Genomic DNA, 24,991 nt, shown 5'->3' with positions numbered 1-24,991 from the left:
TTTGGTCTTCGATGTAGTAAGCTATGGATTCGCTTCGATGAAGCGAAAAACCGATCTGACTCCCTGAATCTTCAATTCTCATGGATTTTTCCACCGAATTCGACGTCATCGTGGTCGGTGGCGGACACGCGGGCACCGAAGCGGCTTTGGCCGCCGCGCGGACCGGCTCGAAGACGCTGCTGTTGACCCAGAACATCGAAACCCTCGGCCAGATGAGCTGCAACCCCGCCATCGGAGGGATCGGCAAAGGCCATCTGGTTAAAGAGATCGATGCCTTGGGCGGCCTGATGGCGCACGCCGCGGACCGCGCCGGCATTCAGTTCCGCGTGCTCAATGCCAGCAAAGGCCCGGCGGTGCGGGCGACTCGGGTCCAGGCGGACCGCGCGCTTTACAAAATGGCCGTGCGTAGCGCGCTGGAAACTCAGCCGAATCTGACCCTGTTCCAGCAATCGGTTTCCGATCTGATCGTGGAAAACGGCCGCGCAGCCGGCGTGGTCACGCAGATGGGGCTCAAATTCAGGGCGCGTGCGGTCGTGCTCACGGTGGGCACCTTCCTGGCCGGCCGGATTCATATCGGTCTCGAAAATTACGAAGGCGGGAGAGCGGGCGACCCGCCCTCCAATGCCTTGGCGGCGCGCCTGCGCGAACTGCCGCTCCGGGTCGGCCGGCTCAAGACCGGCACGCCGCCCCGAATCGACGGGCGGAGCATCGATTATGCGGCCATGCTGGAGCAGCCGGGTGACGAACCGGTTCCGGTATTTTCCTTCCTCGGCAAGCGGGAGGAACACCCTCGCCAGGTGCCCTGCTTCATCACCCGCACCAACGACCGGACGCACGACATCATCCGCTCCGGCCTCGACCGTTCGCCGATGTATGCCGGCGTCATCGAAGGCATCGGACCGCGCTATTGTCCGTCCATCGAGGACAAGGTGGTGCGTTTTGCGGAACGGGACTCGCACCAGATCTTCGTCGAGCCGGAAGGTCTCGACACGCATGAAATTTATCCGAACGGCATTTCGACCAGCCTCCCTTTCGACGTGCAGTACGAACTGGTGAGATCGATACGCGGCTTCGAAAACGCCCATATCACGCGTCCGGGCTATGCCATCGAATACGATTTCTTCGACCCGCGCGACTTGAAATCCTCGCTCGAGACCAAGCACCTGGAAAACTTGTTCTTCGCGGGACAAATCAACGGCACGACGGGATACGAGGAAGCCGCGGCGCAAGGCTTGATCGCCGGGCTCAACGCCGCGCGCAAGGCGAACGATCTGGAACCCTGGTCGCCCACGCGCGACGAGGCTTACATCGGGGTTCTGATCGACGATCTGATCACCCGCGGCACCAGCGAGCCGTACCGCATGTTCACCAGCCGGGCGGAATATCGCTTGCTGCTTCGCGAGGACAACGCCGATCTTCGGCTGACCGGCAAAGGCCGCGAACTGGGCCTGGTGAGCGACGCGCGCTGGCGTGCGTTCGAAGCGAAACGGCGGGCGATCGCGGAAATCCAGACCGACCTCGCGAAACATTATGTCAAACCGAATACGCCGGAAGCCGAAGCCGTAAGCCGGTTCCTGAGCGCGCCGCTGTTGCGCGATTCGTCTTTGGTCGAACTGCTGCGGCGGCCGGAAATTCGCATCGAGCATCTGCGAGCAATATCCGCGAGGTTGGCCGAAGAAGAAAACGAGCAAGCCCTCGACCAGATCGAAATTCAGGCGAAGTACCAGGGCTATATCGATCGGCAACAGGCGGAGATCGAACGGTCGCGCCGTTACGATCACTGGCGCTTGCCGGAAAATCTCGATTATCGGAACGTCATCGGGCTGTCCAACGAAGTCCGTGAAAAGCTCAAGCAACAACGTCCCGAAACCATCGGGCAGGCGGCGCGAATTCCGGGCATCACGCCGGCGGCGATTTCATTGCTGTTGGTTCATCTCAAGAAGAAGAGCGCCTGATCCAAGTGGACGAACTCGGCAGACGGCTGGCGGACGGAATCACCGCGTTAAAGATACCTTTCACCCCGGAACAACATGAAAAACTTGTGGCCTTTCTGCGCTTGATCCAGAAATGGAACCGGGTATACAACCTGACGGCCATCCGCGACCTTCGGACCGGGGTGGACTTGCATCTGCTCGACAGCCTCACCGTCTGGCCGTATCTCCGGGGCGAAAGGATACTCGACGTCGGAACCGGCGCCGGTCTGCCCGGCATTCCCTTGGCCGTGATGAGCGAAGGCAGGCATTTCGTTCTGTTGGACAGCAACGCGAAAAAGACGCGGTTCGTTCAACAGGCCGTGATCGAATTGGGCTTATCGAACGTGGAGGTGGTCACGGCGCGGGTGGAAAATTACCGCCCGGAACCCGGCTTCGATACGGTGTTGGCGCGGGCCTATGCGAACCTCGGCGATCTGGTGGCCGCCGTACGGAGAATGTTGGCTCCACATGGCGTGATATTGGCCCAGAAGGGGCAGTTGCCCGAAAAAGAAATTCAAGCCCTGAAAGACTGTGCGGTTAAGACGCATATGTTGAATATCCCGGGGCTCGACGTTGAACGTCATTTGATCGAAATAGCTGTCGGTTGAGGAAACCATGGGCAAAATTATCGCAGTAGCCAATCAAAAGGGGGGCGTGGGCAAAACGACCACCAGCATCAACTTGGCGGCATCTCTGGCGGCGGCCAGGTATCGCGTTCTGCTTGCGGATCTGGATCCGCAAGGCAACGCGACCATGGGATGCGGCATCGACAAGAAAAATCTCAAAATCTCGTCTTACGACGTCCTGACCCGCCGAACTGCGGTGCGTGAGGCCGTTCAATCATTGCCGGAGATCGGCCTCGATCTTCTGCCGGGCAACGCCGACCTCACCGCCGTTCAGGTCGAACTGATGCGGCAGACGGGCAAAGAACGCGCGCTCGCCGAGGCGCTCAAGAGTTGCCGCGACGATTACCACTTCATCCTCATCGACTGTCCGCCGTCGCTCAACGTGCTGACGCTCAACGCCCTGGTCGCTGCGGACAGCGTCCTGATTCCCATGCAGTGCGAGTATTATGCCCTGGAAGGGCTTTCGGATTTGATGGATACGCTGGGAAATATCCGCGACTCGGTCAATCCCGATCTGCAAATCGAGGGCCTGCTGCGTACGATGTACGATACCCGCAGCCGGCTCGCGAACGACGTGTCAGCGCAATTGATCGATCATTTTGGCGATAAAGTCTTCCGCACCATCATCCCGCGCAATATTCGGCTGGCCGAAGCGCCGAGCCACGGGTTGCCTGTGATGAAGTACGACAAGTCCTCGCGGGGAGCCCTCGCCTATCTGGCCTTGGCCGGCGAAATCGTGCGACGCAATCAGAAATCGCTGAGAACCGCTTAACTTTCTTCAAACATTCGAACCATGACGGCAAAAAGACGAGGACTCGGCCGCGGCCTCGATGCCCTGCTGGGCGGCGCCAAGCTGGAACCCGAAAGCGAAAAAAAGCTGAGAACGCTTTCCATAGACCAACTCAGGCCGAGTCGTTTCCAGCCGCGCAAGGACATCGATCCGGCGCGGCTTCAGGAACTGGCCGATTCGATCAGCGCACAAGGCGTGGTTCAACCCGTGGTGGTCAGGCCGACGGGCGACGGCCCTTATGAAATCATCGCCGGCGAAAGACGCTGGCGGGCGGCTCAGTTGGCCGGATTGCACGATTTGCCGGTGGTCGTGCGCGAGGTTACCGATCAGGTCGCCCTGGCGATCGCCCTGATCGAAAATATCCAGCGGGAAGATTTGAATCCTCTGGAGGAGGCGGAAGCCCTCAAGCGCCTGCTCGAAGAGTTCGAAATGACCCACCAGCAGATCGCGGACGCCGTCGGCAAGTCCCGTGCCACCGTCAGCAATTTGCTGCGCCTAAACGAACTTCATCCGGAAGTCAAGCATCTGCTGCTCACCGGTGCCCTGGAGATGGGGCACGCGCGAGCGATACTCGCGCTGGAGTTTCAGCTACAGGCCGAGGTCGCGCGCAAGGTCGCCGCGGCAAAGTTGAGCGTTCGCGCCACGGAGCTGCTGATTCAAAATCTACGGGACGGAACGAAGGCGCGGAAACCGGAATCGAAAGATCCCGACATCCGTCGCCTGGAAGAGCGAATCGCCACGCGAATCGGTGCCCCGGTGCTGATCAAGCACGGCAAAAAAGGCGCCGGACAACTGGTCATCCATTACGACAGCCTCGATCAACTGGAGGGCGTTCTCGATCGGCTGAAATAAACAGGTAGCGTTGATCTTCGGCATTTTGGTTGTTATCATTCCGAGGCATTTTTTTGGGGGGCCCTCTGTGGGTGCGAAAAAACTGTTTTTCGCCGTCAAGCGGGTTCTGTTGATGCAACTTATTGCGATTGCGCTGATTGCCGGCTCCATGCTGGCCTTCTTCGGTTGGCCGGAAGCGAGATCGGCGCTGTTCGGCGGGCTGGCGGCTTTTCTGCCGAACGCCTATTTCGCCGCAAAGTTCGGATTTTCCGATAAAACAAGAGCGGCGAAGAATGTCGTAAGAGCGTTTTATATCGGCGAAACCATAAAAATAATCATAACCGCCGGTTTATTTATTTTAATTTTCCAACTGCCTAACATTTTATTCCTGCCGTTATTTGCCGGTTTCGCGTCGGCATTGATGGTGTTTTGGTTTGCGCTTTTGATGCGCGATATCGAACGGTAACGAGAGAGAATATGGCGACAGAAGAACATGGCTCCGGCGGGGCAACGGGATATATCGTTCACCACCTGACCCCTTTATCGACCGGCGAAGGATTCTGGACATTCCATCTGGATACCCTGTTTTTCTCCGTATTTCTGGGTGGGCTGTTCCTGATCATATTTCGCAAGGCCGCGGAAAAAGCGACTTCGGGCGTGCCGGGCCCGTTGCAGAATTTTGCGGAAATGCTCATCGAATTCGTGGACACCCAGGTGAAGGACAGCTTCCACGGGCGTAGCGCGCTGATCGCGCCCTTGGCGCTGAGCATCTTCGTCTGGGTGTTTTTGATGAACGCGATGGACCTGCTTCCGGTCGATCTGTTGCCGGACATCGCCAAGGCGATCGGCCTCGACTATCTCCGCGTCGTTCCCAGTACCGATCTGAACGCCACTTTCGCGATGTCGATTTCGGTGTTCTTTCTGATCCTGTTCTACAGCTTCAAGGTGAAAGGACCGATCGGCTTCGGAAAAGAAATGATTCTGACTCCTTTCCACAGCGTCTGGATGATTCCTTTCAATCTAATCCTGAAGCTCGTCGAGGAGTTGGCAAAGCCCGTATCGCTCGGTCTTCGTCTCTTCGGAAACATGTATGCCGGAGAGCTCATTTTCATCCTGATCGCGCTGCTGCCTTGGTATGTGCAGCCCGTGCTGAGCTTCCCCTGGGCGGTCTTTCACATTCTGATCATTACCTTGCAGGCTTTTATCTTCATGGTTCTGACCATCGTATACCTGAGTCTGGCCCACGAAGATCATTAAACCTTTCAACCAACCTTAACGTTCGATAATTCGGAGGAACAATGGAAATCGCATCTGTATCTGGCATGACCGCAATCGCCGTAGGCATCATCCTGGGTCTCGGCGCCATGGGAACCGCTATCGGTTTCGGCTTGTTGGGCGGCAAATTTCTGGAAGGCGCCGCGCGTCAGCCCGAGATGGTTCCGATGCTTCAGGTCAAAATGTTCATCGTGGCCGGTCTGCTCGACGCCGTAACCATGATCGGCGTTGGTCTTGCTTTGTTCTTCACCTTCGCCAATCCGTTCCTGTCGGCGATCAAGGGCTGATGAAGCCGCGATTGGCGACGCTGATAACGGCAAATAACCAAAGAGGAAAGCGCTGTGAGTATTAACGCCACTCTGATCGGCCAAATGATCACATTTGCGCTTCTGGTGTGGTTCACCATGAAGTACGTGTGGCCGCCTTTGATGCAAGCCCTCGAGGAGCGCAAGAAGAAGATTGCTGACGGTCTCGCTTCGGCTGAAAAAGGCAAGCACGAGATGGAGTTGGCTGAGAAGCGCGCGACTGCGCTGTTGCGGGAAGCGAAAGACCAGGCCGCGGAAATCGTGAATCTCGCGCAAAAGCGCGCAAACGAAGCGGTCGAAGAGTCCAAGCAAGCGGCGAAGGAGGAAGGCGAGCGGATCGTCGCGGCCGCCAAAGCCGAGATCGAGCGCGAGTTGCAACAGGCGAAAGAAGGTTTGCGCCAACAAGTAGCGGTGCTGGCGATTTCTGCGGCCGAGCAGATCCTGCAGAAAGAAGTGGACCAGAAAAAGCATCGGGAAATCATCGACAATCTCGGTAAGCAGTTGGGTCAAGCATAATGAGCGAGTTAACGACGTTGGCGAGACCTTATGCCGTTGCGGTTTACAAGAGGGCCAAGGAAACGGGAGCGGCTGATAAGTGGAGCGAGGCGCTCGCTTTCGTCACGATGCTCATGGAAGACGATCAGTTGGCGAGAGCCGCGGCTAACCCGAAGGCTGACCGCGAACAATTCTCGACGGCTTTTCTCGGCCTCTGCAAAGACTATCTGGATAGCGAAGCACAAAATTTCGTCCGGCTGTTGATTCAGAATCGCCGGCTTGATCTGGTTAAGTACATCGCCGCGCTTTTCAACCAGTATAAGGCCGAGGATGAGGGTTACGTCGAAGTCGATGTCAGCACGGCGTTTCCTTTGAAAAACGTCGAGGAAGCCCGGTTGGCTTCCGTGCTCGAGCGTATTTTGCAAAAGAAAGCACGCTTGCGCGTCAATGTCGAACCATCCCTGATCGGCGGCGTCTACGTCAAGGCGGGAGACCGGGTGATAGACGCATCCATCCGCGGCCAGGTTGAACGACTAGCAAAGACACTCAGGAATTAGAGCGAGAAGAATCATGCAGCTGAACCCATCTGAAATCAGTGAACTCATTAAGAAGCGGATCGAGCAGTTCGATATCGGTGCCGAGGCTCGTACCGAGGGAACGATCGTCAGCGTGACCGACGGCATCGTCCGCATCCACGGTTTGACCGATGTGATGCAGGGCGAAATGATCGAGTTCAAGGGAAATACCTTTGGTATGGCTCTGAACCTGGAGCGCGACTCGGTCGGCGCGGTGGTGCTTGGCGCCTATGAGCACCTGGCTGAAGGCGATACCGCGAAATGTACCGGACGCATTCTCGATGTGCCCGTGGGCGAAGCCCTGCTCGGGCGGGTCGTGGATTCCCTGGGCCGGCCGATAGACGGCAAAGGTCCCATCGAAACCCAGGAACGTTCGCCCATCGAAAAAATCGCGCCCGGGGTTATCGCCCGACAATCGGTCAGTCAACCGCTACAAACCGGCCTTAAATCCATCGACTCGATGATCCCGATCGGTCGCGGTCAGCGCGAATTGATCATCGGCGACCGCCAAACCGGGAAATCGGCCATCGCCATCGATACGATCATCAATCAGAAAGGCACCGGCGTTAAGTGTATTTACGTCGCGATAGGACAAAAACAGTCCTCGATCGCCAACGTGGTCCGCAAGCTCGAGGAGCACGGCGCGATGGCTCATACCATCATCGTGGCCGCCTCCGCTTCCGAATCCGCCGCCCTGCAGTTCATCGCGCCCTATGCCGGATGCGCCATGGGCGAATTCTTCCGGGATCGCGGCGAGGACGCCTTGATCATCTATGACGATTTGACCAAGCAGGCTTGGGCCTACCGCCAGATTTCCCTGCTGCTGCGCCGCCCGCCGGGACGCGAAGCTTATCCGGGCGATGTTTTCTATCTCCATTCGCGTCTTCTGGAGCGTGCCTCGCGAATCAATGCCGATGAAGTCGAAAAGCTGACCGGGGGCAAGGTCAAGGGCAAAACCGGCTCGCTGACTGCGTTGCCGATCATCGAGACCCAGGCGGGAGACGTATCGGCTTTCGTTCCCACCAACGTCATCTCGATCACCGACGGCCAGATTTATCTCGAGACCAACCTGTTCAACGCGGGTGTGCGTCCAGCCGTGAACGCCGGTCTTTCCGTGTCACGCGTCGGTGGTGCGGCTCAGACCAAGATCATTAGAAAGTTAGGTGGCGGTGTACGTCTCGACTTGGCTCAGTTCCGTGAACTGGCGGCCTTCGCGCAGTTCGCGTCGGATCTCGATGAAGCCACGCGGAAACAGATCGAGCGCGGTCAGCGTGTTACCGAAATTTTGAAACAGAGTCAGTACTCGCCGCTCAGCGTCGCGCAGATGGCCGTGTCCTTGTTCGCTGTCAACGAAGGCTTTTTGGACGACCTTCAGGTCAACAAGGTGAGGGATTTCGAAGACGGTCTGCAAAATTACATGAAATCGGAGCACGCCGATCTGATGGAAAGGATCAATGCGACCGGCGACTACAATGACGAGATTCAGTCGGCATTGCACGCGGCTGTTACGAAATACAAAGAAACCCACACTTGGTAGGGATTGATCGATGGCCGTCGGAAAAGAAATCCGTCTGAAGATCACGAGTATCAAGAATACTCAGAAGATCACGCGAGCCATGGAAATGGTGGCTGCCAGCAAGATGCGTAAGACTCAGGAGAGAATGCAGGCGACCCGCCCGTATTCTCGGAAAATTGCGCAAATCATCAAGCATTTGGCGCACGCCAACCCGGAATACAAACACCCGTTCACGGTCGAACGGCCGGTAAGCCGGGTCGGCGTCATACTGATCTCGTCCGACCGGGGACTGTGCGGCGGCCTGAACGCCAACCTGTTTCGATTGGCCTTGCGCAGAATGCGAGGATGGGACGAAGAAAACAAGGCTGTGACCCTCAGCACGATCGGCCAAAAGGGCACCGCGTTTTTCGGCGCGATCGGCGCGGACGTGGTTGCGCAGGTTACGAAACTCGGTGACCAGCCTCATTTGCAGGATATCATCGGCGTCATAAAGACGATGATCGATGAATATACCGAAGGCAAGATCGACGAGTTGTATGTTCTTTACAACGAGTTTCTTAACACGATGACGCAGAAGCCGCGGCTCGTCCAACTGCTTCCCGTCCGACCGGAAGACATCGGCGAGGAACGGAAAGGACATTGGGACTACATTTACGAACCCGATGCAAAGGAAGTGCTCGATCAATTGTTGGTCCGGTACGTGGAGTCGATCGTTTTCCAGGGCTTGGTCGAGAACAATGCCTGTGAACAGGCGGCGCGCATGGTCGCCATGAAAAGCGCTTCCGACAATGCCGGAAAGCTGATCAAAGAGCTACAGCTGATTTACAACAAGGCGCGGCAGGCGGCCATTACCCAAGAGATCGCGGAAATCGTCGGCGGTGCGGCTGCGGTCTAAGCGAATCGTTAGAGAATAAACTCAAGAGTTTTTACGAGGACAGTCATGAGTTCGGGCAAAATCGTTCAGATTATCGGCGCCGTGGTCGACGTGGAGTTCCCGCGGGAGACCCTTCCTAAAGTATACGATGCACTGAAAGTCGATGATAAAGACTTGGTGCTTGAAGTTCAGCAACAGCTCGGGGACGGCGTTGTCAGAACGATCGCCATGGGCAGCACCGACGGCTTGATGCGCGGTTTGAAGGTGACGAATACTGGAGCCCCGATTTCCGTACCCGTCGGCAAGGAAACTCTGGGCCGCATCATGAACGTCTTGGGCGATCCGATCGACGAGAAGGGCGCCATCGGCGAGAAGGAACGCTGGGCCATTCACCGGAAAGCTCCGAGCTTCCAGGATCAGGCGGCAGCCAACGAGCTGCTGGAAACCGGCATCAAGGTCATCGACTTGGTCTGTCCGTTCGCCAAAGGCGGCAAGGTCGGCCTCTTCGGTGGCGCCGGCGTCGGCAAGACCGTGAACATGATGGAACTGATCCGCAACATCGCGATCGAGCACAGCGGCTATTCGGTGTTCGCGGGCGTCGGCGAACGGACCCGCGAAGGGAACGACTTTTATCACGAAATGAGTGAAAGCAACGTTCTCGACAAAGTGTCGCTCGTATACGGCCAGATGAACGAACCGCCGGGCAACCGTCTGCGCGTGGCGCTGACCGGCCTGACCATGGCCGAGTATTTCCGTGACGAAGGTCGCGACGTATTGCTGTTCATCGACAATATCTACCGCTACACGCTGGCGGGCACCGAAGTATCGGCCTTGCTCGGTCGCATGCCTTCGGCAGTGGGTTACCAGCCCAACCTGGCGGAAGAAATGGGCGTGCTCCAGGAGCGGATCACCTCGACGAAGGTGGGGTCCATCACCTCGATTCAGGCCGTGTACGTTCCGGCCGACGACTTGACCGACCCGTCTCCGGCGACCACCTTCGCCCACTTGGACGCCACCGTGGTTCTGTCGCGGCAGATCGCCGAGCTGGGCATCTACCCGGCCGTAGACCCGCTCGATTCCACCAGCCGTCAGTTGGATCCGCTGGTCGTCGGCCAGGATCATTATCAGGTGGCCCGCAAGGTACAAAGTACTTTGCAGCGCTACAAGGAGCTACGCGACATCATCGCGATTCTCGGCATGGACGAGCTTTCGGAAGAGGACAAACTCACCGTTTCGAGGGCGCGCAAGGTACAGCGCTTCCTGTCGCAGCCTTTCTTCGTCGCCGAAGTGTTCACCGGTTCGCCGGGCAAATACGTCCCGCTGAAAGATACCATCGCAGGATTCAAGGGGATCGTCGAAGGAGAGTTCGACGACGTTCCCGAGCAGGCTTTCTACATGGTCGGCAGCATCGACGAAGCCTTGGAAAAAGCGAAGCGGCTCGCCGCGTAATTCAAAGAGAAAAGTAGTATGGCTATGACGATCCACGTTGATATCGTGAGTGCGGAAGCGGAGATTTATTCCGGACTCGCGGAATTGCTGGTGGCGCCGGCCGAAATGGGCGAAGTGGGTATCGCCGCACGGCACGCACCGTTCCTCACCCGGTTGAAGCCGGGCGAGGTTCGGGTAAAGGTCAACGACCAGGAAGTCCATCCGTTTTTCATTTCGGGCGGCATGCTCGAGGTTCAGCCTCACGTCGTGACCATACTCGCCGACACCGCCGTTCGCGCCAAGGACATCGACGAGGCGGCGGCGCTGGAAGCCAAGCAACGCGCGGAAGAAATGCTGTCGGACCGGTCCGGCAAAATCGATTACGCTCTGGCGCAGGCACAGCTCGCCGAGGCCGTCATGCAACTCCGGACTCTGGAGAAATACCGGAAAGGCCGCGCGTAGTCGTAGTCTCCGGAGTTCGCCTAACCCAGCAAAGCATCGGGCACCCGCTCTAGGTATTTTGCTGGGTTTTTGTGTTTTTCAGGCTAATATAAACGCGGAGGTCCGGCCGTCGATGACGACGGGACCGCGCGAATCTTTATTTTCCGCTTCTTCAATAAGGAAAAACGGAAGATGCCTTTGGAAATCGTCATTCTGGCCGCGGGCCAGGGAACGCGAATGCGTTCGTCCCTTCCCAAAATTCTCCACAAAATCGGCGATCGAACGTTACTCGAACATGTGCATGCCTCGGCCGCCCGGCTGCGCCCCGATAAAATCACCGTGGTTTATGGGCACGGAGGCGAAGAGGTTCTCAAGACTCTCGAACACCTGAACGTCATCTGGGTCGAGCAGCGGGAACGACTCGGTACCGGCCATGCGGTCATGCAAGTTGCGGACGAAATTGATGACGAGCGCACGGTTCTGATCCTTTACGGCGATGTGCCCCTGCTCGGCGACGAGACGGTGGAAAAGCTGATTCCGCTGGCTCAGGCCAACCAAATGGGGCTGCTCACCGTCGATCTTGCCGATCCCCGCGGCTATGGCCGCATCGTTCGGGACGGCGCGGGCCGGGTGGTCAAAATCGTGGAAGAAAAAGACGCCACGCCGGAGGAGCGCGACATCACGGAAGTCAATACCGGCATACTCGCGATCAAGGGCAGGCATCTGAAGGCATGGCTGGGCCGGTTGGAAAACAACAATGCTCAACGGGAGTATTACCTCACGGATGTCATCGCCCTAGCGGTCGCGGATGACGTTCGGGTGGAGACGGTTCAGCCGCACGATCCGGACGAAGTCCTCGGCGTTAACAATCGCGAGCAGCTCGCTCATCTGGAAAGGGTTTTCCAGAGAAAACTCGCGGAAGACCTGATGCGCAACGGAGTCACCTTGCGCGACCCGTCTCGTTTCGACGTGAGAGGACAAATCGAGTCGATCGGACGCGACGTCGAGATCGACATCAATGTCGTTCTGGAAGGCCGGATCAGATTGGGCGACAACGTCCGCATCGGCGCCAATTGCGTGATCAAGGACAGCGACATCGGCGACGATGTGGAAATTCTTCCGAACTGCATCGTCGAAGATGCCGCTATCGGCCAGGGCTGCCGCATCGGCCCCTTTGCCCGCATCCGCCCGGAGACGCGGATCGAAGACCAGGTCCACATCGGCAACTTCGTGGAAATCAAGAAATCCGCGATAGCCAGTCGTTCCAAGGTCAATCATCTCAGCTACATCGGCGACACGATCATCGGCCGGGATGTGAATGTCGGCGCCGGCACGATCACCTGCAACTATGACGGCGCCAACAAGCATCAAACCGTCATCGAAGACGGCGCGTTCATCGGTTCGGACACCCAGTTGGTCGCACCGGTCCGAGTCGGCAAGAACGCCACCATCGGCGCCGGGGCGACCGTCACGAGAGATGCGCCCGAAAACGCCTTGACCCTCAGCCGGGCGAAACAAGTTACCGTCGAGGGTTGGCAGCGACCCACCAAGAAAAGGAGTTGAAATCATGTGTGGCATTGTTGGCGCCATCGCACACAGAGTCATTACCCCGGTCCTGTTGGAGGGACTTCGCCGGTTGGAATATCGCGGTTACGATTCGGCCGGGCTTGCCGTGCTGGACGACGCCGCGCAGCTTCAGCGCGTGCGCAGGAAAGGAAAGATCAAGGAGCTGGAAAACGCATTACAAGTCTCTTTGGTCGAAGGCAAGATCGGCATTGCCCATACCCGCTGGGCGACTCACGGCGTTCCCTCGGAGCACAACGCCCATCCTCACGTCTGTCGCGAAACCGTCGCCGTGGTTCACAACGGCATCATCGAAAATCATGAAGATCTCAGAAGGCGGCTCCGGCAAAAGGGATACGACTTCGAGTCGGAAACGGATACCGAGGTCATCGTCCACCAGATCCATGAATTTTTGGAAGAAGGTCTGAGCCTCTTCGAAGCCGTCAAGGAAACCTGCAAGATTTTGGACGGCGCTTATGCCATCGGCGTCGTCAGCATCAACGAGCCGAAGCGGCTGATCGCCGCGCGCCACGGCAGCCCGTTGGTCGTGGGCCTGGGCGAGAGCGAAAACTTCATCGCGTCCGACGTGTTCGCGCTGGTCGGCGAAACGCAGCGTTTCATCTTCCTCGAAGACGGCGACATCGCCGATTTGTCCACCGAAGCGGTCAGCATCTACGACAAGCACGGAAACGCGGTACAGCGGCCGGTTCATGAAACGAAACTGGCGGCCGACGCCGTCGAGCGCGGCGAATACCGCCACTACATGCAAAAGGAAATTCACGAGCAGCCGGTGGCGATCGAAAAGACGCTGGATGGCCGGATACGGGCGGGAAAAGTGCTCGATGCGGCTTTCGGGCCGTATGCCGAAAAAGCGTTCGACCACATCAAATCCGTGCAGATCGTCGCCTGCGGCACCAGCTATCACGCCGGCATGGTGGCGCGCTACTGGATGGAATCGATCGCCGGAGTCCCGTGCAGCGTGGAAGTGGCGAGCGAATTCCGTTACCGCAAGAACGTCGTCCGTCCGGGCACCCTGTTCGTCAGCATTTCGCAATCCGGCGAAACGGCCGATACTCTGGCGGCCTTGAAGGAAGCCAAGACGCTCGGCTATGCGCATACGCTCGCGATCTGCAACGTGCCGGAAAGCTCGATCGTCCGGGAGTCGGAATCGAGCCTGATGACCCGGGCCGGCCCCGAAGTCGGCGTCGCTTCTACCAAGGCGTTTACGACCCAGTTGACCGCCCTGCTCCTTCTGGTCGTCGCCTTGGGCAAGCGCAACGGACTTCCGCCCGAGCAGGAGGCGCGAATCATCAAGGAGCTTGAAAGCCTGCCGGAGCAGATTTCCCGCGTATTGCTCCTGGAAGATGAAATCCAGCAATGGGCGGAGCGTTTCGGAGAAAAACGGCACGCGCTCTATTTGGGGCGCGGCGCCCACTATCCGGTGGCGATGGAAGGCGCGCTGAAATTGAAGGAAATTTCCTATATTCACGCCGAGGCCTATCCGTCCGGCGAGCTCAAACACGGCCCGCTTGCGCTCATCGACGCCGAGATGCCGGTCGTGGCCGTGGCTCCGAACAACGAACTTCTGGAAAAGCTCAAATCGAATCTGCAAGAAGTGCAGGCGCGGGGCGGCGAACTCTATGTCTTCGCTGACGTGCGCGTGCCCCTGGAGAGCGCGCCGAGCGTCAACTTGTTGCGCGTCGCGGAAACCGATGAAGCGGTCGCGCCCATCGTCTACACGATACCCTTGCAGATGCTCGCGTATCACGTTGCCCTGATCAAAGGCACCGACGTGGATCAGCCGCGTAACTTGGCCAAATCCGTCACCGTGGAGTGAAGCCGGGGCCAGAGGAATCCTGACCGAAAAAATTTTATCGATGACAGTTTCTTGCGGCAAAGGGCTTTCGCCGACACCACAAAGCGATAGAGCCGGCCGTCTTTTCTGCGGCCGGTCTTGAAATAATGAAGTTAATCGCCGACAGTAGTCCGTTCTGTCGTTTTTGACACTTTCATCTGTGGGGAAATTAAAATGGCCATTAGCTTGCAGAAGGGCGGCAACGTCAGTCTTACCAAAACCGATCCGGGTCTCGCCAACGCTTTGGTCGGGCTGGGATGGGACGCTCGTTCCACCGATGGCGCGGCATTCGATCTGGATGCCAGCGTGTTTCTGGTGGGGGAATTGGGCAAAGTGCTGTCCGATGCGCATTTCGTCTTCTACAACCAAAAAACCTCGCCCGACGGAGCGGTCGTTCATTCGGGAGACAATACCACCGGAGCCGGGGAAGGCGACGACGAGCAGATTTCCATCAACCTGCCGCAAGTCGACTCCAACATTCAGCGCATCGTATTTGCCGTGACCATTCACGAGGCCGAAAGCCGCAAGCAGAATTTCGGCATGGTGCGCAACGCCTTCATGCGCGTCCTCAATAAGGACAACAACAACGAGATTGCCCGTTTCGACCTGTCCGAAGACTATTCCACGGAAACCGCCATGATCTTCGGCGAGATTTACCGGCATGGCTCGGAATGGAAGTTCAAGGCCGTGGGACAAGGGTTTGCCGGCGGACTCAAAGCGTTGGCGACCGATCATGGGGTCAATGTCGGCTGACCGATGTCGGCCGTAACATCCATCGTTTCCTGATACGAAAAGCATGCCGCTCTTCACCGTTACCGGGGAGGTCGATCCCTTTTTGCACGTCAATCTCAGAAAGGGCGAAAAAATCTTCTGCGAATCCGACGCTCTGGTGATGATGGAGGATACGCTGCGGATCAAGGGCAAGATGCGGGGCGGATTGGGGCAGGCGCTGTTGCGCCGGTTCGCGAACGACGAATCGATCTTTCAGCAGGAAATCGAGGCGGTGGATGGCGACGGCGATTGTCTTCTGTCGCCCGCGCTGCCCGGTGGCATCGAAATTCTGGAGATTTCCGAAAGCGCGGCGTACACGCTGGCCGACGGCAGTTTCGTGGCGGCCGAATCTTCCGTGGACATCAGGTCGCGGTTGAACAATCTCGGAGGCGCGCTGTTCGGCGGCACCGGCGGCTTCATGGTCATGGAAGCGATGGGACGGGGCAAACTGGCGGTATCGGGCTTCGGGTCCATTTTCAGGCTCGAAGTCGCACCGGGACGGGACGTGGTCATCGACAACAATCACGCCGTGGCCTGGTCCTCGACGCTACAGTACGAAGTGGGTGTCGCGCGTTCCGGCGGCGGTTTATTCGGTGCGCTGGTCAATTCCGTCACTTCCGGCGAAGGCTTGGTGCTCAAATTTCGTGGCCGGGGCACGGTCGTGGTGTGTTCGCGCAACCGCGAGCTTTTCCGCGCCCAGGCGCAGAAAGCCGCTTCCGCTTAACAACAAGTCTGATAACGAGGTACTGAAGATGGGCGTCAATTTGCAAAAAGGGCAAAAAATCTCTTTGGAAAAAGAGGCCAACGGTAGTTTGAGCCGCATCGTCATGGGCTTGGGCTGGGACGCGGCCAAGACAAAGGGTGCGGGGCTTCTGGGCGGGATATTCGGCGGCGGCGCCGGCGGCGGAAACATCGATCTGGATGCTTCCTGCCTGTTGTTCGACGAACAGGGCAATCTCCTGGATTCGGTCTGGTTCCGCCAGTTGCGCAGCCGCGACGGCAGCATCCAGCACACCGGCGACAATCTGACCGGCGAGGGCGACGGCGACGACGAGCAGATCGTGGTCGATTTACCCAAGGTTCCGGCCGACGTGAAGAGCCTGGTTTTCACCGTGAACAACTACACCGGCCAGGATTTCTCCCGCGTCCAAAACGCCTTCTGCCGCATCGCCAACGGCGCAAACGGCAAAGAGATCGCGCGCTACGACCTGAGCTGCCAGGGCAGCCACACCGCCATGATCATGGCGAAGGTGTATCGCCACAACAATGAATGGAAAATGCACGCCATCGGCGAAACCGGCCAAGGCCGGACATTCGAACAGTTGCTGCCGCAAATTCGTCCCCATCTGTAATCCGCGGCGGTCATGGCCCGCGTTCGGTTCGATAAGACCTTTGCAAGGATTCGCGTCGCATCGGGATGGACCCGGTCGAGCGAGATGGCCGGCGAGTTTCGAACCGACATTCCTCGTGCCGGCAGTATGAAGGGGCCGGCATGAGAAACGTGCGGCGGGTCGAACTCGAAACCGGCGCGCTCACGGTGGAGGTGCGAGAAGCCGCTTTTCCGCTGGAGGAACTTTGCGGTTTCGCCGCGCGCAGCAACCGAAAGCGCGGCTTTCTGTTCTTGAGCAAGGTGCTGGGCAAGCACTGGCCGGTCGCTCCCTCGGCGATGCGGCGCATACACGAGCATCTGGCCTCGAAGCTCGACCTGGGGGCCGGTCCGTGGGTTTTCATTGCCCTGGCGGAAACCGCGACCGGCTTGGGGCAAGGCGTCTTCGAAGCGGTTCTGGATCCGCGAACCGGCGGCGAAGCCCTGTTCCTGCACTCCACCCGCTATCGGATACCGGGACGCCGGTTCCTGGCGTTCGAGGAAAGCCATTGCCATGCCCCCGACCAATACCTGTACGAACCGCTAAACGCGGAGCACCGGAATTTATTCCGAACGGCGCGCGAACTGATCATCGTGGACGATGAAATCAGTACCGGTTCCACCTTGTGTAACTTGGTCGAAGCATATCGCGTCCATAATCCGCGACTCGAGCGGGTGCATTTCGTTGCGATCACCAATTTCAGCGGAGAACGGTGCGCGGAACGGTTTTCCGCGCGGCTGGGCCTGCCGGTGCGTTGCCCGGCAGCCCTCTACGGCGGCTTTTCTTTTCAGCCAGCGCCGGCGCAGGCCGAGAGCGCTGCGCCGGCGGTCGGCGACAACCGGTGTAAACCGGGATTCGTGGCGGACCGGCTGGGCCGTTTCGGCATCGACCGGCGCCTTCGGGTTCCTGCTGCGGAGATCCGTACGCTCGGGGCCGGACTCGAAACCGGCGAGCGCGTGCTGGTCCTCGGAACCGGAGAATTCATGCACGCCGCTTTCCGGGTCGGCCTCGAACTGGAAGCCTCCGGATTCGACGTGGCGGTGCAAGCCACGACACGCTCGCCGATTCTGCCGGGCGCCGATATCGGCCGGCGTCTGATGTTTGGCGACAACTACGGCGAAGGTATCCCGAATTACCTGTACAACGTCGATCCCGACGATTACGCGCGCATCGTCGTATGCCATGAAACACCGCCGGACGGTTTGACCGACCTCGCCCGGCACCTCGGACCGGCTTGTCTACCTTACCGGTATTCGAAGCCGACAGGATTCCCTTTTCCATAGGGGAATATTCGTTTCGCTCACAACCTCAAGGGGAAACCGTATGGGCATCACTCTTCAAAAAGGCGGCAACGTAAACTTGAGCAAGGAAGCGCCCAACCTCGAAAACGTTCTGGTGGGACTCGGCTGGGACGCGCGTGCGACGGACGGACAGGCGTTCGATCTCGACGCAAGCGTCTTTCTGGTCAAAGAGGACGGCAAGGTGCCGAGCGATGCTTATTTCATTTTCTATAATCAAAAGACCTCGCCGGAAGGTTCGGTCGAGCATACCGGCGACAACCTGACCGGCGAAGGAGACGGCGACGACGAGTCCGTCAAAGTAACGCTCTCCAAGGTTCCGCCCGAGGTGCAAAGACTGGTCGTCGTCGTCACCATCCACGACGCCGAGGCGCGCCGGCAAAATTTCGGGCAGGTCCGCAACGCCTTCGTTCGCATCGTCAATCGCGACGGCAACCAGGAAGTGGTTCGTTTCGATCTGTCCGAAGACTATTCGACCGAAACCGCGATGATCTTCGGCGAAATTTACCGGCACGGCGGTGACTGGAAGTTCAAGGCCGTGGGGCAGGGCTATTCCGGAGGACTCAGAGCCTTGGCCTTGCAGCACGGTGTCAATGTCGGCTGAGCCGGCATCGATCTTCTACACAACGAGGAAACAACAAAAATGAGCTTCCAAGACTTCTTCAACACCCTGAAGCAGAAAGCCGGCGAACTCAAAACCGAGGCGCTGAAATTCAAGAACCGCGATTTTCTGACCGCGGCCGTCAGCGGCTCGGTGCTGGTTTCGATGGCGGATGGCGTGATTTCATCGGAAGAAAAGCAAAAAATGATGCGCTTCATCGAGAATTACGAAGCGTTGTCCGTATTCTCCAGCAAGGAACTGATCGATACCTTTCAGAATGCCGTAAGCCAGATCGAATTCGACAAGGATCTGGGCGAAGCCAAAGCTTACGAGGCCTTGCGGAAAATGAAGAACAATGACGCCGCCGCCCGCCTGATCATGCGCCTCATCATTTGCATCGCCGGTGCGGACGGCCATTTCGACGACAACGAAAAACGCATCGCCCGCAAGATCGCCATGGAACTGGGTCTCAATCCGGCCGATTTCGAACTGGCCTGATCGTGCAGTCGTTCGTTTTCCTCGATCTGGACGACACGCTGTTCCAAAGCCGGGCCAAATGCCCGGCCGGGGAAGCTCTACGCGCTGCCGCCTTCCTGCGCGACGGCAGCGCGCACTCGTTCATGACGGCGAAGCAGCAGGCACTTTGGCGGCTCCTGGCCACCAACACGACCGTGATTCCGACCACGGCGCGGGATTTGGAAGCGTACCGCCGGGTGGAACTGCCGTTTCGGAGTTGGAGCATTCTCGACTACGGCGGCGTCATCGCCGACGCATCCGGGAATCCCGACGAAGACTGGCTCGAACGGATGCGCCCGGCGGCGCGGGAAGCTCTCGACGGACTCGGCCATGTCCTCGAAGCGGCCCGGGCTTTCGCAACGGCGCGAGGACTCGCCGTCCATGTCCGGCTCATCGAAGATTTCGGCCTCCCGTTCTATCTGGTGGCTAAATATCGAAACGGCCGCGAATCGGACTTGGATCTTTTGCAGCGGGAATCGATAGAACCCTGGGTGGAAGCCCAGGCCGGAGCTTACCGCCTGCACCGCAACGGCAACAATCTGGCCGTGCTGCCGCGGACGCTCGGCAAGGAACACGCCGTGCGGCATCTGATCGGGCGCCTGCGCCGGGAGCATGACGACATCCTGACGTTCGGCTTCGGAGACAGCCAGATCGACAGCGCGTTCATGGCCGAATGCGATTACCTCCTGACGCCCCGAATGTCGCAGTTGTTCGAACGAGCGTTCGGCAGGGCCGCCGTTCCTTAACGATTGAAGGGTATTTCAAATCCATGTCGCACGGGAGTTTTCGCCGAACGGCCGCCGACACGGCGTCATCCGCTTTTTTTTCCGGCAGCTACCGCCTCGAAGACGTGAAAATTCTGCTGAAACCGATCAGCGTCGAGCCGATCGGCATCGCGGAAAAGGAACGTCTGATCCAGAGCGGGCGGCGTCACTACAGCGAAATGCTCAGCCCCGAGAATTTGCCGTCGCCGCGTTACATGGAAATTTTCCGGGAAGCGTTTGCCGTCAACCGGCGGCGCATGGCTCTGGACCTGCTCCACCTGGCAGCCATTATCGGGGCGCGCCGGAGCGGCGAGATCACCTTGGTTTCGCTGGCGCGGGCCGGCACCCCGATCGGCGTGGCGCTCAAGCACATCTTGCAGCGGTTTTTCGGCCGGGAGGCCGCGCATTATTCCATTTCCATCATCCGCGACCGCGGCCTGGACGCCAATGCGCTCCGCTTCATACTCGGTGACGAAGCGAGGTCCGAAACCGGCATCGTGTTCGTGGATGGCTGGACCGGCAAAGGGGTGATCGCCCGCGAACTGGACAAATGCGTGCGCGATTTCAATTCCATCCACCGCACGCGGCTGGATTCCGGCCTGTTCGTGCTGACCGACCTTGCCGGCGTGGGCATCGCTCCGACCGACGACGACTACCTGATTCCGTCGAGCATTCTGAATGCGACGATTTCGGGTTTGATCAGCCGGTCCGTTCTGAACCGGCGAATCGGTCCCGGCGACTTCCACGGCTGCGTCTATTACCGCGAATTCGAGCCGCACGATCTGTCGGCATGGTTCATCGAGGAAATCCTGAAGGAGGCTTGCGAATGGCTCGAAGAAGGTTGCGCGCCTTCCCCGATGCCGGTCGATCCTGCCCGGGCGCGCAGCCGCTCGCAGCGACTGCTCGAAGAAATGACGGCGGGTTTCGGCATCGCCGACGAAAACCTTATCAAGCCCGGTATCGGCGAGGCGACGCGGGTTCTCTTGCGGCGTGTTCCCGAGCGGGTCATCGTTCGCGACGGGCAGGATCCTGCGGTGGCTCATCTTCTCCAGCTCGCCCGTGAGAAAGGGGTCGTTTGGACGACGGAAACGGCCCTGCCCTACCGGGCCGTCTCTCTGATAAAAGGAATATCCGATGCCTAACGCACATCGATTGGGCGCTTCCTTGTACGTGCCCGCGAATCACCGGGATTTGCCGGATATCGCCGATGGCCGTAAATGGCCGGAACTGCGTTCCGTCATTTTCTGCACCGAGGATGCGATCGCTCCCGGAGCGCTCGAACACGCCCTTCGCAACCTGGGCGACTGCCTCCGGCAAATGTCGTCCGCCTGCCGGCTGTTGCGTTTCGTTCGGGTCCGCAATCCCGACATCCTCGAGCGCATCTTGTCCATGCCCGGCGTGGACAAACTTGACGGCTTCGTCTTTCCCAAGGTGGATCGGCGTACGGTGGACCGCTACATGGCGCCGGTGCAGGGCACGCCGTATCTGACCATGCCGACGCTCGAAACCAGGGATGCTTTCGACGCCCGAAAGATGGCCGCCTTTCGGGATCATCTGCTGGAGCAGGGCTTCGAGAAACGCATTCTGGCCTTGCGCATCGGCGGTAACGACCTGTTGTCGATCCTGGGCATTCGGCGTCCCCGCGACATGACGGTCTACCGGACGCCGCTCGGGCATACCATCGCCCAGATCGTCACGGTGTTCAAACCCTACGGTTTCGAGCTTACCGCGCCGGTATTCGAGCACATCGACTGCCCGGAAATCCTGCAAGCCGAGGTGCGCGAGGACATCGCCCACGGTCTGTGCGGAAAAACCGCGATTCATCCCAGCCAGATTCCGCTGATCGAGGCCGGCTATCGTATCTCCCCGGGCGATCTGGAAGCGGCCCGCCGCATCTTGCAGAGCGACCGGGCCGTGTTCAACTTCGGGGGCTCCATGTGCGAAGTGGCGACGCACAGCGCATGGGCGCGCCATGTCATCGAGCGATCCGATGCCTATTCTTGATGAACTCTCCGATCCAAGCCTATGACCGACATCGCTATTCGAACCGAAAGGCCCTCCCGGAGAGAGGGCTTTTTCAGAGTTTCCTTGAAATCTTCCGACGAAAACCACGCCTGAAAAAGACATTTATGAAAGATTTTCGCTATTCGATTTTAGTCACGATTTTCTGCCTGACCGGCGCCTTTTTCTGGGGCATGCGCCTTCCGGGAGCCGGTCCGATGGACGCCGGTTTATCGGCTGTTTTGCTGGCCCTTATCCTGGGAGTCATGGAAGTCAGCCTGTCGTTCGACAATGCGGTGGTCAATGCTTCCGTGCTGAAAGACATGGATGCCAAATGGCAGCGGCTTTTTCTGACCGTCGGCATTCTGATCGCGGTATTCGGGATGCGCTTGTTTTTTCCGATTCTCATCGTGTCGATAGCCAGCGGACAGGGAATCGGGGATGTTTCACTGATGGCGCTGAACCGCCCCGAAGAATACGCCAGGTATCTGGAGGCGAGTCACGCCGGCATTGCCGCATTCGGCGGCATGTTCCTGCTGCTGGTATTTTTCTCCTACATGATGGATGAAGCCAAGGAGGTGCACTGGATCGCCGTCGTCGAGGAAAAACTGGCCTCGTTCGGCAAGCTCGATTCGGTGGAGGTCATGTGCGCGCTGATCGTCCTGTTTCTATTGCAGCGTTATCTGCCGATCGACGAGAGTGTACGTTCGACCGTATTGGCCGCGGGCGTGGCGGGCGTGATCCTGTATGTCGCGGTCAGCAGTCTGGATCGCCTTTTCGAGAGCGAGGAAGAAGGCGAAGCCGCGGTAAAAAGCGCTAAACGCACCGGAATCGCAGGATTTCTGTACCTTGAAGTATTGGACGCTTCTTTTTCTTTCGACGGCGTCATCGGGGCTTTCGCCATTACCCGGGATATCGTGATCATCATGCTGGGCTTGACCATCGGCGCCATGTTCGTGCGCTCCCTGACCGTATTTCTGGTCAACAAGGGCACCCTCGACGAATACGTATTTTTGGAGCATGGCGCTCACTGGGCCATCGGCGCCTTGGCCGCAATCATGCTCGGCAGCATTTATTACCAAGTGTCGGAAATCGTTACCGGCCTGATCGGCGTCACTTTTATCGCATTGGCCGTGGTATCGTCGGTGCGATATCAAGGGTCTCATGCCGATGAATCCGCGAAACAGAGGGATAGGGTCTAAGTCTGCCGCCTTCGAGCGGACAGCCGCCTGAAGAACCAGGCGGTGCCGAGTCCCCAGGCGCCGTTGATCAGGACTGCCGTCGCGAGCAAAGAAGGGTGCCAGCCGCCGCCCAAGGGCCGGCCCTTGAGCGGAAGCACCACCAAAAGCGCCACCAGCGACGGCAGAACCGCGCCGAACAGAAACGCCGCCGTCCAGTAGCGGGGAGCCGGCGGAAACCGGTATTCGACCGAGGCAAACAAAATACCCCAGACCCCGCCCCAGAATGCCAGGGAGAACACGGCCGGGATGCCGAACGGAGAAGTCGGAGCCAGGGAAAACGGCGCGAACGGTGCCAGGCCGATGCCCCACAGTAGCGCCAGCGCGAGTTGATGAAAAATCAGCGTGGCTAAAAACCCGGCGAGAAAACCGAACAATCCCCGCGTCGCGGGTTCGATGGCCGTGTTGCGATCGTCCATAACCGAGTTCCTCCTGAATTCCGGTTGCTGCCGGGGCGCCGTGAACCGCGCCCGATTTCCTCATTCCGTGTGAATTGAGACCTCTACCGTTGCGGCGGGTTTCGGATCGGGCGCGGCCAATCGTCTATAGCGAAAGGCCGACCCGCCGGCGCGCGTCGAGGCAGTTGCCGCTGCCGCGGGCGAATTCGCGGCAGGTCCTTGGCCGGTCGTGGTAGATGGCGCAGGCATAGGTTTCGGTGGGCGTGCGGCCTCCGGACAGCGCGGCGCAGCGAGTGCCATCCCTGCGCAACTTGCGCCGGGTATCGTGGACGACGAGGGCCGGATGGCGCTTGATCACCGGTTCGCGTCCGGAAATTTCGACCGCGTCGTAAGCCTCGCGGCAACACGCGCCGCAGCTCAGGCAATCGAGCTCGTCGGCCGGTTCGAAGCGCGAGCACGCCGGCGCATCGCTCGGCAGCCGGACGCCGGGCGCGTGCCGGCAGCGCAGTCCGCGGCGCTCGATAAACGCCCAGGCGCAGCCGGCGCAGCCGCGGCCGGCATGGTACGCTGCGACCGGCGCATGCCCTGCCGGGTGCCGTGCGGGCGGCGCGGCCACCGTCGTCCACAGCGAAGGCAGCGCGCCGTGCTCGATCAGGCCGTTTTCGGCACCGCTTTCCGATTCGACTGCGCTCTTGCGATGCGCCCGGGGCACTAACGCCGCAATCGCCGCGCTAGTGGCGAGCGCCTGCTCGAGGTGCGGCGCCCAACGACGCTGCGATGCCCGCCAAGCGGCCAAGCGCGCGGCTACGCAACTGCGCTCGCGGCGGCCGCCCTCTTCCGGCGGCGCCGTGAACGGATCGGCGGGCAGCGAATTCCAAAAACTCACGCGAAAATCGGTGGTCGGCGCGAAAAAATCCCGCAGACCCACGCTGTCGGTCAGATAAGCTTGCAGGCGCAAACAGGCGTGCTCGCGCCACGGACTGGGGCCGCCGCTGGCGCCGAGGCCCCAGTCCGCCCGTCTTTCGCCGGTCTCGCCCTCGACCAGGGCGTGGCATAGCTCGTGAAGAACCATCTGCGCGAGCGAGTCGTCGGGATCGAGGATTTCGTCGGTGCCGATGAAGATCGTGCCGTGGCCGTCGGTGGAGGCATATGCGTGCGGCGTGCGTTCGATGCGAAAGCCGACGCGCTCGGCGCAGGCGATCCATACGAGCGCGAGCGGGTCGTCGTAACGGTGATTGGGGCGGCGGAGGAACTCGGTCATATTCGGTAGGGTTAGAATCCGGCCGCAGATGTTAGCAGGTGAAGCCTCGTCCGTCCCTATGGCGAGACCGTGCATCCGTTCGTGCGCCGCAGAAAGGTATCGTTCCCGGTGCGGTCCGGCATCGTCGGAATGGGAAACGGGGCGAAGGCCGGCCGTGCGCCGCAGGCCCTCATCCCAACCCCGCTCCCGGCCTTCAAAACGCCCGCTCCCTTTGGGAGAGGGTCTTGGG

Annotated in this window: 27 protein-coding genes; 25 read left to right on the top strand and 2 right to left on the bottom strand. The window is 59.2% G+C overall.

Going from position 1 to position 24,991, the window contains the following annotated elements; translation table 11 throughout:
- Window positions 1-80 precede the first annotated feature (80 nt).
- From mnmG to ACWJKU_RS18135, 25 genes are all read left to right on the top strand, one after another.
- Complete coding sequence (gene mnmG / locus ACWJKU_RS18255; protein WP_454144651.1) at window positions 81-1,955, top strand: tRNA uridine-5-carboxymethylaminomethyl(34) synthesis enzyme MnmG; 1,875 nt, start codon at window positions 81-83, stop codon at window positions 1,953-1,955.
- 5 nt (window positions 1,956-1,960) lie between these two features.
- A complete protein-coding gene (gene rsmG, locus ACWJKU_RS18250) occupies window positions 1,961-2,581 on the top strand; it encodes a 16S rRNA (guanine(527)-N(7))-methyltransferase RsmG (RefSeq protein WP_454144649.1) in 621 nt (206 codons plus the stop codon).
- 7 nt (window positions 2,582-2,588) lie between these two features.
- Window positions 2,589-3,371, top strand: coding sequence for a ParA family protein (locus tag ACWJKU_RS18245; protein WP_454144647.1), 783 nt, complete (start codon window positions 2,589-2,591; stop codon window positions 3,369-3,371).
- 21 nt (window positions 3,372-3,392) lie between these two features.
- Window positions 3,393-4,241 (top strand): ParB/RepB/Spo0J family partition protein, encoded by an 849-nt coding sequence (locus ACWJKU_RS18240; RefSeq protein WP_454144645.1) that lies wholly within the window; start codon window positions 3,393-3,395, stop codon window positions 4,239-4,241.
- 67 nt (window positions 4,242-4,308) lie between these two features.
- Window positions 4,309-4,686 carry an ATP synthase subunit I gene (locus tag ACWJKU_RS18235; RefSeq protein ID WP_454144643.1) on the top strand — a complete coding sequence of 126 codons (378 nt, stop codon included), beginning with the start codon at window positions 4,309-4,311 and terminating at the stop codon, window positions 4,684-4,686.
- Window positions 4,687-4,697: 11 nt separating this feature from the next.
- Entirely contained in the window at window positions 4,698-5,477 is a 780-nt protein-coding gene (gene atpB / locus ACWJKU_RS18230; protein WP_454144641.1) for a F0F1 ATP synthase subunit A, read from the top strand.
- Between the two features lie 41 nt (window positions 5,478-5,518).
- Window positions 5,519-5,782 (top strand): F0F1 ATP synthase subunit C, encoded by a 264-nt coding sequence (atpE, locus tag ACWJKU_RS18225; protein WP_454144639.1) that lies wholly within the window; start codon window positions 5,519-5,521, stop codon window positions 5,780-5,782.
- Window positions 5,783-5,836: 54 nt separating this feature from the next.
- Window positions 5,837-6,316, top strand: coding sequence for a F0F1 ATP synthase subunit B (locus ACWJKU_RS18220; RefSeq protein ID WP_454144637.1), 480 nt, complete (start codon window positions 5,837-5,839; stop codon window positions 6,314-6,316).
- Window positions 6,316-6,852 (top strand): F0F1 ATP synthase subunit delta, encoded by a 537-nt coding sequence (locus tag ACWJKU_RS18215; protein WP_454144635.1) that lies wholly within the window; start codon window positions 6,316-6,318, stop codon window positions 6,850-6,852. Before ACWJKU_RS18220 ends, ACWJKU_RS18215 begins: the two co-directional genes overlap by 1 nt.
- A gap of 13 nt (window positions 6,853-6,865) precedes the next feature.
- Window positions 6,866-8,407 (top strand): F0F1 ATP synthase subunit alpha, encoded by a 1,542-nt coding sequence (gene atpA, locus ACWJKU_RS18210; RefSeq protein WP_454144633.1) that lies wholly within the window; start codon window positions 6,866-6,868, stop codon window positions 8,405-8,407.
- A 10-nt stretch (window positions 8,408-8,417) separates the two neighbouring features.
- Complete coding sequence (atpG, locus tag ACWJKU_RS18205) at window positions 8,418-9,281, top strand: F0F1 ATP synthase subunit gamma (protein WP_454144631.1); 864 nt, start codon at window positions 8,418-8,420, stop codon at window positions 9,279-9,281.
- A 45-nt stretch (window positions 9,282-9,326) separates the two neighbouring features.
- Complete coding sequence (atpD, locus tag ACWJKU_RS18200) at window positions 9,327-10,709, top strand: F0F1 ATP synthase subunit beta (RefSeq protein WP_454144629.1); 1,383 nt, start codon at window positions 9,327-9,329, stop codon at window positions 10,707-10,709.
- A gap of 18 nt (window positions 10,710-10,727) precedes the next feature.
- Window positions 10,728-11,150, top strand: coding sequence for a F0F1 ATP synthase subunit epsilon (locus ACWJKU_RS18195; RefSeq protein ID WP_454144627.1), 423 nt, complete (start codon window positions 10,728-10,730; stop codon window positions 11,148-11,150).
- 171 nt (window positions 11,151-11,321) lie between these two features.
- Window positions 11,322-12,692 carry a bifunctional UDP-N-acetylglucosamine diphosphorylase/glucosamine-1-phosphate N-acetyltransferase GlmU gene (gene glmU / locus ACWJKU_RS18190; RefSeq protein ID WP_454144625.1) on the top strand — a complete coding sequence of 457 codons (1,371 nt, stop codon included), beginning with the start codon at window positions 11,322-11,324 and terminating at the stop codon, window positions 12,690-12,692.
- Window positions 12,693-12,696: 4 nt separating this feature from the next.
- A complete protein-coding gene (glmS, locus tag ACWJKU_RS18185; RefSeq protein ID WP_454144623.1) occupies window positions 12,697-14,529 on the top strand; it encodes a glutamine--fructose-6-phosphate transaminase (isomerizing) in 1,833 nt (610 codons plus the stop codon).
- Between the two features lie 192 nt (window positions 14,530-14,721).
- Complete coding sequence (locus tag ACWJKU_RS18180) at window positions 14,722-15,300, top strand: TerD family protein (protein WP_454144621.1); 579 nt, start codon at window positions 14,722-14,724, stop codon at window positions 15,298-15,300.
- 43 nt (window positions 15,301-15,343) lie between these two features.
- On the top strand, window positions 15,344-16,042 hold the full coding sequence (locus ACWJKU_RS18175) for a TIGR00266 family protein (RefSeq protein ID WP_454144619.1): 699 nt from the start codon (window positions 15,344-15,346) through the stop codon (window positions 16,040-16,042).
- A 28-nt stretch (window positions 16,043-16,070) separates the two neighbouring features.
- On the top strand, window positions 16,071-16,670 hold the full coding sequence (locus ACWJKU_RS18170; RefSeq protein WP_454144617.1) for a TerD family protein: 600 nt from the start codon (window positions 16,071-16,073) through the stop codon (window positions 16,668-16,670).
- A 140-nt stretch (window positions 16,671-16,810) separates the two neighbouring features.
- Window positions 16,811-17,968 (top strand): phosphoribosyltransferase domain-containing protein, encoded by a 1,158-nt coding sequence (locus tag ACWJKU_RS18165; protein ID WP_454144615.1) that lies wholly within the window; start codon window positions 16,811-16,813, stop codon window positions 17,966-17,968.
- Window positions 17,969-18,008: 40 nt separating this feature from the next.
- Window positions 18,009-18,587, top strand: coding sequence for a TerD family protein (locus tag ACWJKU_RS18160; protein WP_454144613.1), 579 nt, complete (start codon window positions 18,009-18,011; stop codon window positions 18,585-18,587).
- A gap of 39 nt (window positions 18,588-18,626) precedes the next feature.
- Window positions 18,627-19,082, top strand: coding sequence for a tellurite resistance TerB family protein (locus ACWJKU_RS18155; RefSeq protein WP_454144611.1), 456 nt, complete (start codon window positions 18,627-18,629; stop codon window positions 19,080-19,082).
- Window positions 19,083-19,084: 2 nt separating this feature from the next.
- Complete coding sequence (locus tag ACWJKU_RS18150; RefSeq protein WP_454144609.1) at window positions 19,085-19,846, top strand: hydrolase; 762 nt, start codon at window positions 19,085-19,087, stop codon at window positions 19,844-19,846.
- 23 nt (window positions 19,847-19,869) lie between these two features.
- Complete coding sequence (locus ACWJKU_RS18145) at window positions 19,870-21,006, top strand: cysteine protease StiP family protein (protein WP_454144607.1); 1,137 nt, start codon at window positions 19,870-19,872, stop codon at window positions 21,004-21,006.
- Entirely contained in the window at window positions 20,999-21,868 is an 870-nt protein-coding gene (locus tag ACWJKU_RS18140; protein WP_454144605.1) for an HpcH/HpaI aldolase/citrate lyase family protein, read from the top strand. The genes ACWJKU_RS18145 and ACWJKU_RS18140 overlap by 8 nt, the downstream gene beginning before the upstream one ends.
- 125 nt (window positions 21,869-21,993) lie before the next feature.
- Window positions 21,994-23,067, top strand: a complete 1,074-nt coding sequence (locus tag ACWJKU_RS18135) for a DUF475 domain-containing protein (RefSeq protein WP_454144603.1) — start codon at window positions 21,994-21,996, stop codon at window positions 23,065-23,067.
- Here the strand turns inward: ACWJKU_RS18135 and ACWJKU_RS18130 are convergent.
- Window positions 23,064-23,522, bottom strand: a complete 459-nt coding sequence (locus ACWJKU_RS18130; protein ID WP_454144601.1) for a hypothetical protein — start codon at window positions 23,520-23,522, stop codon at window positions 23,064-23,066. The two genes, ACWJKU_RS18135 and ACWJKU_RS18130, sit on opposite strands and share 4 nt — an antisense overlap.
- Before the next feature lie 124 nt (window positions 23,523-23,646).
- Window positions 23,647-24,762 carry a YkgJ family cysteine cluster protein gene (locus ACWJKU_RS18125; RefSeq protein WP_454144599.1) on the bottom strand — a complete coding sequence of 372 codons (1,116 nt, stop codon included), beginning with the start codon at window positions 24,760-24,762 and terminating at the stop codon, window positions 23,647-23,649.
- Window positions 24,763-24,991 lie beyond the last annotated feature (229 nt).

Source organism: Methylocaldum sp. MU1018, assembly GCF_053646775.1.
This window is presented reverse-complemented; position numbering and strand designations above follow the sequence as displayed.

What these genes read in the sequence shown, in the direction of transcription:
- mnmG (WP_454144651.1), top strand. Translation starts at nt 81, where the DNA reads ATGGATTTTTCCACCGAATTCGACGTCATCGTGGTCGGTGGCGGACAC.
- atpE (WP_454144639.1), top strand. Translation starts at nt 5,519, where the DNA reads ATGGAAATCGCATCTGTATCTGGCATGACCGCAATCGCCGTAGGCATC.
- atpA (WP_454144633.1), top strand. Translation starts at nt 6,866, where the DNA reads ATGCAGCTGAACCCATCTGAAATCAGTGAACTCATTAAGAAGCGGATC.
- ACWJKU_RS18130 (WP_454144601.1), bottom strand. Translation starts at nt 23,522, where the DNA reads ATGGACGATCGCAACACGGCCATCGAACCCGCGACGCGGGGATTGTTC.
- ACWJKU_RS18140 (WP_454144605.1), top strand. Translation starts at nt 20,999, where the DNA reads ATGCCTAACGCACATCGATTGGGCGCTTCCTTGTACGTGCCCGCGAAT.
- atpD (WP_454144629.1), top strand. Translation starts at nt 9,327, where the DNA reads ATGAGTTCGGGCAAAATCGTTCAGATTATCGGCGCCGTGGTCGACGTG.
- ACWJKU_RS18180 (WP_454144621.1), top strand. Translation starts at nt 14,722, where the DNA reads ATGGCCATTAGCTTGCAGAAGGGCGGCAACGTCAGTCTTACCAAAACC.
- ACWJKU_RS18155 (WP_454144611.1), top strand. Translation starts at nt 18,627, where the DNA reads ATGAGCTTCCAAGACTTCTTCAACACCCTGAAGCAGAAAGCCGGCGAA.
- glmU (WP_454144625.1), top strand. Translation starts at nt 11,322, where the DNA reads ATGCCTTTGGAAATCGTCATTCTGGCCGCGGGCCAGGGAACGCGAATG.
- ACWJKU_RS18175 (WP_454144619.1), top strand. Translation starts at nt 15,344, where the DNA reads ATGCCGCTCTTCACCGTTACCGGGGAGGTCGATCCCTTTTTGCACGTC.
- ACWJKU_RS18170 (WP_454144617.1), top strand. Translation starts at nt 16,071, where the DNA reads ATGGGCGTCAATTTGCAAAAAGGGCAAAAAATCTCTTTGGAAAAAGAG.
- glmS (WP_454144623.1), top strand. Translation starts at nt 12,697, where the DNA reads ATGTGTGGCATTGTTGGCGCCATCGCACACAGAGTCATTACCCCGGTC.
- atpG (WP_454144631.1), top strand. Translation starts at nt 8,418, where the DNA reads ATGGCCGTCGGAAAAGAAATCCGTCTGAAGATCACGAGTATCAAGAAT.
- ACWJKU_RS18215 (WP_454144635.1), top strand. Translation starts at nt 6,316, where the DNA reads ATGAGCGAGTTAACGACGTTGGCGAGACCTTATGCCGTTGCGGTTTAC.
- ACWJKU_RS18195 (WP_454144627.1), top strand. Translation starts at nt 10,728, where the DNA reads ATGGCTATGACGATCCACGTTGATATCGTGAGTGCGGAAGCGGAGATT.
- ACWJKU_RS18165 (WP_454144615.1), top strand. Translation starts at nt 16,811, where the DNA reads ATGAGAAACGTGCGGCGGGTCGAACTCGAAACCGGCGCGCTCACGGTG.
- ACWJKU_RS18240 (WP_454144645.1), top strand. Translation starts at nt 3,393, where the DNA reads ATGACGGCAAAAAGACGAGGACTCGGCCGCGGCCTCGATGCCCTGCTG.
- atpB (WP_454144641.1), top strand. Translation starts at nt 4,698, where the DNA reads ATGGCGACAGAAGAACATGGCTCCGGCGGGGCAACGGGATATATCGTT.
- ACWJKU_RS18245 (WP_454144647.1), top strand. Translation starts at nt 2,589, where the DNA reads ATGGGCAAAATTATCGCAGTAGCCAATCAAAAGGGGGGCGTGGGCAAA.
- ACWJKU_RS18125 (WP_454144599.1), bottom strand. Translation starts at nt 24,762, where the DNA reads ATGACCGAGTTCCTCCGCCGCCCCAATCACCGTTACGACGACCCGCTC.
- ACWJKU_RS18135 (WP_454144603.1), top strand. Translation starts at nt 21,994, where the DNA reads ATGAAAGATTTTCGCTATTCGATTTTAGTCACGATTTTCTGCCTGACC.
- ACWJKU_RS18145 (WP_454144607.1), top strand. Translation starts at nt 19,870, where the DNA reads ATGTCGCACGGGAGTTTTCGCCGAACGGCCGCCGACACGGCGTCATCC.
- ACWJKU_RS18160 (WP_454144613.1), top strand. Translation starts at nt 18,009, where the DNA reads ATGGGCATCACTCTTCAAAAAGGCGGCAACGTAAACTTGAGCAAGGAA.